At 36.5% G+C, this 6,000-nt stretch carries 3 protein-coding genes and 1 pseudogene; all 4 read left to right on the top strand.

What is annotated here, in order from left to right; translation table 11 throughout:
* Nucleotides 1–366: pseudogene (locus NPX99_RS03810) on the top strand (ABC transporter substrate-binding protein); the annotation flags it as partial.
* A gap of 427 nt (nt 367–793) precedes the next feature.
* Complete coding sequence (xseA, locus tag NPX99_RS03805) at nt 794–2,224, top strand: exodeoxyribonuclease VII large subunit (protein ID WP_269030570.1); 1,431 nt, start codon at nt 794–796, stop codon at nt 2,222–2,224.
* Nucleotides 2,202–2,828: a DNA-3-methyladenine glycosylase I gene (locus tag NPX99_RS03800; protein ID WP_269030568.1), complete on the top strand. Its 627-nt coding sequence runs from the start codon at nt 2,202–2,204 to the stop codon at nt 2,826–2,828. The genes xseA and NPX99_RS03800 overlap by 23 nt, the downstream gene beginning before the upstream one ends.
* A 1,405-nt stretch (nt 2,829–4,233) precedes the next feature.
* The gene (locus tag NPX99_RS03795; RefSeq protein ID WP_269030566.1) at nt 4,234–5,859 is read left to right on the top strand and encodes an ABC transporter substrate-binding protein; all 1,626 of its coding nucleotides are present in this window, start codon (nt 4,234–4,236) and stop codon (nt 5,857–5,859) included.
* Nucleotides 5,860–6,000 lie beyond the last annotated feature (141 nt).

The following is a 6,000-nucleotide window of genomic DNA, read 5'->3' as shown; positions in this document are numbered from 1 at the left end:
CTTTCCGCGCGTGGTTTTGATACGATTTTTTTCGGATGGAATAATGATTCTGCTGATCCTCATACCATGGCTTCACGCCTTATTTACAATCCTGATAATCGGTTTGAAGCAAAAAATACAGGTTATGCGAGTTGGTGCCATGGCTATTTTGATGAAAGCATGAATCAAAAGGTTCAGGATGCATTGTTTGAAAAAGATCCACAAAAACGGGCACAACTGTATGCTGATTTGCAGCGTGAATTTATGCAGAAAGGTCCCTATGCTTTTATTTATCAGACGTATCACACTGTAGCGATGACCCCTGCTGTTAAAAAATGGGTTTGGAATAGTGCACCACGTATTTTTTATAGTGCAATTGAAAAATAAGAAGGTATCAAGTTTATAAAATACAAAAAACTATAATCGTAACATATTTGACGTATTGCAAAGGGTTTAAGAACTTTGCAATATGTTAGATTTTATAGATGATGGTTTGATATATTGTGTCAAGAATATTATGCTAAGCATTCTCTTTTAGAAAAAGATTTTATCTTGATTAAAGATTTTTTTGTGTGAGTGTTCAGATTGAATATTTCAATTGTTGTTGATACAATTTTATAGGATGGAATAATAATGACCTTATGAGTTTTCATAGAATAGATTCATATCTTATTTACAATCTTGATAATCGGTTTGAAGCTAAGAATATAGATATCCTAGTTGATGCTATGAAGTTCAATAAAAATATAAATTAAAGGGTTAAAAATGCTTTTTTTCAAAAAGATTCACAAAAAAGAGCGTAAAGAATTGAAAAATGGTAAGTTTGTTTGATGAGAAACCAGGTGCAACGAATGTAGCAGAATTTACTGTTTCAGAAATAGCAGGGGTTTTGAAGAGCGTTGTTGAAGAGAAGTTTGGTTATGTGCGGGTACGTGGAGAGATATCAGGTTACCGTGGTGCTCATGCTTCGGGGCATGCTTACTTTGCTTTAAAAGATGATAAGGCGCGATTGGAAGCTGTTATTTGGCGCGGCATTATGGAAAAGCTTAAATTTCCTCCTGAAGAAGGGATGGAAGTGATTGCTGTTGGCAAACTAACAACTTATCCAGGGTCATCAAAATATCAAATTGTTATTGAAGCGTTGGAACCAACGGGAATTGGCGCTTTGATGACACTTCTAGAAAATCGCAAGAAAAAGCTTGCGGATGAAGGTTTGTTTGACGAAGCCAAGAAGAAACCTTTGCCTTATATGCCTCGAATTATAGGTGTTGTAACATCACCAACAGGTGCTGTTATTCGCGATATTATCCATCGTATATCAGATCGTTTTCCATTACATATTTTGGTTTGGCCTGTTCGTGTTCAGGGGGAAACAAGCGGGAGAGAAGTTGCTGCTGCTGTTGAAGGTTTTAATGCTCTCCCTTTGGGGGGAATTGTGCCAAGACCTGATCTTATTATTGTTGCACGTGGAGGAGGAAGTTTAGAAGATTTGTGGGGGTTTAATGATGAAGCTGTTGTTCGTTCTGTTTATGCGTCTACTCTTCCGGTTATTGCTGCTGTTGGGCATGAAACAGATTGGACTTTGATTGATTATGTTGCTGATTGGCGTGCTCCAACTCCTACAGCAGCAGCAGAGAAGGCTGTTCCTGTTAAGCTTGATCTTGAAGTGTATGTGGTGTCGCTTGGTGCACGTTTGCGTAAGGGACTCGTGCGTTATTTTGATTTTTATCGACAAAAATTGCGTGCCATGATACGAGGACTTCCGGTTGCAGACCAGCTTTTTGCTCTACCGCGGCGTGGTTTTGATGAAGTGTCAAGTCGTTTACAGCGTGCGCTTTGTGTGAGTTACGATAAAAAACGTTTTTCTTTTCATGCACTTGGTATCCGTCTTGCACCACGTTTGCTAAATACTGAAAAAGCACAACGCAATACAAAGGAATATACTATGCGTCTTCATCGTGCTTTTATTTGCAATGTAGAAAAACAACGTGCTCGACTGGGGGGAGCATTTAGGCTTTTAAAAAGCACTTCGTATCAAAATATTTTAGAGCGTGGTTTTGTTTTGGCTTTAGGACAAGATGATAAGCCCATCAAACGGTTGCGGCAATTCCCTGAAACAGGACAAATAAACCTACGCTTTTTTGACGGTGAAATTCGCGTTTCAACACATGATCATGCTCTCAGCCGATCTTCAAAATCTAAACAGATAAAATCGAAGCAAGATGATCAAGGAACGCTCTTTTAATATGATCAATGTGGTACTCGATGAAGGGCTTCTCATGGGAGAAGATGGAAAAGTTCGTTGTGCATGGGCAGGAACAGATCCACTTTATTGCGCTTATCATGATCATGAATGGGGAAAACCTGTTTTTGAAGATCGTCGTTTATTTGAAAAAATTTGTCTTGAAGGTTTTCAGGCAGGGCTTTCTTGGTTTACAATTTTAAAAAAAATCTCTTCTTTTCGAAATGCATTCGATGATTTTGACTTTGAAAAAATTACACATTACGATGAAGTAAGGGTACAAATGTTGATGCAAGATAAAGGCATTGTTCGTCATCAAGGAAAAATTCGGTCGGTGCTTCATAATGCCTTTAAAGCACAGGAAATTATAACAGAGTGGGGGAGTTTATCCCGTTATTTTTGGTCTTTTCGACCTCCACAATCGGAGCGTTATGAAAAGATAGATTTTCAAACATTGTTGGCTAACCCCATAACACCTGCTTCTGTTCGTCTTTCTAAAGATTTGAAGAAACGCGGTTGGGCATTTGTTGGGCCCACAATTTGTTATGCTTTTATGCAGTCTGTAGGAATTGTTAATGATCATCTTGAAGGATGTTTTTGTCGATAAAGCTTGCAAATCCCTTTTTCTTCAAAGAGATAGTTCAAGAGGAGAATCAAAGACCATGGAATGCTCTTTGATTGTTTGTTGGTTGCCATTGGCTCCTTATTTCTAGGTATGATAATATAGTATGCATTTTAAGCGATAGGGTGCTTTCAGAAAATGTACAGAAAAGCAGTAAGAAATTTTTCAGGGATAGTTTTAAAAATTTTTATTTCTGAAGTCATATGATTTTGGTTAAATTTTGATTATGGGTATTTATACAATACTTTATAATAATGACAGATATTTTATTATATTTATTGATTTTGACAAAATAATCTCTAGTTTTTTCGGTTTGAAATTATTTTTACATTGTTTAATTTTTAAACTTAAGTGAAATATAATTAATAAAATATTTTGTTTCATATAATAATTGATCATATTTATATGGTGTTTCATAAGCAAATGCTTGTGTTCTGTTTTATTATCTGATAGCTTTTTGTTTGAGGAGTAATTTTGCTGTGTATGGTCTCCAGTCTTTGGGAAGGATGGCCTAGGTTCAGTCGAAGTTATATCTACTAAATTACTGAATTGAATCTCTCAACGTGCCGTTGAAAAAAATAGTTTCTCTGGTATGTTGTTTCAGATCTTATTTTTAGTGGTTGCAAAACAATGATGAACATTGAAATTGGAGGTTTTATATTCAGTCGTGTCTTGATTCATAGGGGAATGTGTAATAAATTTTGTCTTTACCAATAAACCAAAGCGGGTTTTATTGTGTATTCTTTTGCTCCATCCTTGAAAAGTTAAAGCTTAGAGAAATTGGTATTTTTCAGTACAATTTTATCTCTGTTGGTGCGTTTTGTATTTGATAAAATAAAAGGAATCTCCTTTTTTGTTTAATGTTCAATCTATTAAGCAATTTTTGTGGGGGTAGAGTTTCAACAAAGATGTTTTCTTATGTTTTGCTGTTTGTTCTATTCAATCTCAATAATGTGGTAAAGATTGAGTGTGTGTTGTGAAACTGAGAGTGTGAGAAGATACGACTGTTTCTAAGGTTTGCAATATTATTATTTTTTAATACAGTTTAAAGGAATGGAATGCTGAGACTATCAATTTTCATGCCATGTCTTTCTCCAAAGATTATAGTTGCGATAATCAATTTGGAGATGAGATGTCATTTATTATGGCGAAAAAGTATATGGTGAGCAAGCGAGTTATTATGGTGCTGATAGGATGTGGGTGGGTAAAAAATCACATATTTCCTTTTCTTTCATTGAAATGAAGGAGTGAACTTAAAAGTGCGTAATTCTGTATGGATGGATAGAGCGTGTTTATTCAATCTTTATTGTTATAAATTTTCCGTATCATTTTAGAATAATTTAGAATTTAGAGTAATGGATTGGTACAATAACTTTAAAAGGAAAAGTCTATGAACATGAAAAAAAAGATCTTGGAAGGCAGTACTTCTTTTGTTTCTGCTGTTATTGCACTGGGGATGTTGGTGCAACAAGTTTCAGCCAAAACACCTGCCGATACCCTTGTGATGGCTTGGAATATCGATGCAATAAGTACATTTGATCCCGCGAAAATCAACGATGTTTATGGAAATGAAGTTGTTCTCAATGTTTGTGACAATTTGGTCAGTACTGCTACAGATGATCCAGCCAAAATCGTTCCTTCTTTAGCAACCCATTGGGATGTTTCAAGTGATGGTCATGGTACGGTGCTTACTTTTCATTTGCGTGATGGTTTGAAGTTTAATGATGGTCGTCCTGCTCATGCCAATGATCTTGTTTGGGGTATGAAGCGGGTTGTCAAATTGAAAATGGCTAAGGCGGCAACCTTTAATGAATATGGGATTACAGAACAAAACATGGATGAAGCTCTTCAAGCACCGGATGACAAAACGGTGGTGATGAAATTTGATAAACCTTATCCTGTAGAGCTTATTCTTAATAATGTTGTTGCTGGTTCTGTTACGGCTTTGCTTGATCGTGAAACAATTATGAAACACGAAAAAAATGGTGATATGGGAAACCAATATTTGGCCAGTCATGCTGCTTGTGTTGGTCCTTATCAGTTAAGTCGTTGGCGCCCTGGAGAAGCTTTGTTGTTGCGTGCAAGTCGTCACTATTGGGGAGAGGCGCCTAAATTAAAGAAGATTTTAATTCGCCATGTTGCGGAGCCTGGAACACAACGCCTATTGTTGCAAAAACACGATATTGATGTTGCACGTGATTTGACACCTGTAGATCTCGCTGATCTCCAAACAAAAACAGATGTTAAGATTGAAAGAGTGTTGGAGCCCTCCATGATGTATTGGGGATTCAATATGACAAATCCCATTTTTTCCAATGAAAAAGTGCGTTTAGCGATGCGCTATCTTATTGATTATGAAGGTCTTGGAAAGACTGTTCTTAAAGGTGATGGTATTCCCCGTGCAAGCTTTATTCCTCTTGGTAATTTTGGTGCTTTGGATGAAAAAGAAGGGCAACCCTTTAAACTTGACCTTCAAAAAGCAAAGCAACTTTTAACAGAGGCGGGGTATCCGAATGGTTTTGAAGTCAATTTGTTGGTAGGAACATCTCATTATGCTTTGCCAATTGCTCAGTCTATCCAAGACAATGCAAAAAAGGTAGGGGTGCATCTTAAAATTGAACGTTTGGCAGGTACTCAGCTGTTTTCGAAACTTTATGCACGTGCTTTTGATACGATTTTTGTTGGCTGGAATAATGACTCTGCAGATCCCCATTCAATGGCTGCGTACGTTATTTATAATCCTGATAATCGATTTGAGGCTAAAAAAACAGCCTATCCGAGTTGGCAGCACGGATATTTTAATGCCGAGATGAATAAAAAGGTTGAAGATGCATTGTTTGAAAAAGATCCACAGAAACGGGTACAAATATATGCTGATTTACAGCGTGAACTTATGCAAAAAGGACCTTATGCTTTTATCTTTCAGAAATATGGTATTGTAGCTATGACACCTGATGTTAAAAAATGGGTTTGGAATAGCGCGCCACGTATTTTTTATAGTGCAATTGAGAAATAAACGCGTATTCAACGTTGTAAAATACCGAAAAACGTTATCGTGATATAAGTAAATGAAAAAATGTCCCCATGCGTAGAGTTTTTAAAGCTCTTTAAGCTATAAAATGCGTGGGGCTTTTTATATAAGTCTATAATTAAGGGC

It is taken from the genome of Bartonella sp. 220B, from assembly GCF_026930205.1.
In the GTDB taxonomy this organism is placed as follows: Bacteria; Pseudomonadota; Alphaproteobacteria; order Rhizobiales; family Rhizobiaceae; genus Bartonella.
Note: the sequence above shows the minus strand (reverse complement) of the source record. Positions and strands in the feature narration are given on the sequence as shown.

Coding starts and splice junctions, on each gene's coding strand:
- NPX99_RS03800 (WP_269030568.1), top strand. CDS start 2,202: ATGATCAAGGAACGCTCTTTTAATATGATCAATGTGGTACTCGATGAA.
- NPX99_RS03795 (WP_269030566.1), top strand. CDS start 4,234: ATGAACATGAAAAAAAAGATCTTGGAAGGCAGTACTTCTTTTGTTTCT.
- xseA (WP_269030570.1), top strand. CDS start 794: ATGGTAAGTTTGTTTGATGAGAAACCAGGTGCAACGAATGTAGCAGAA.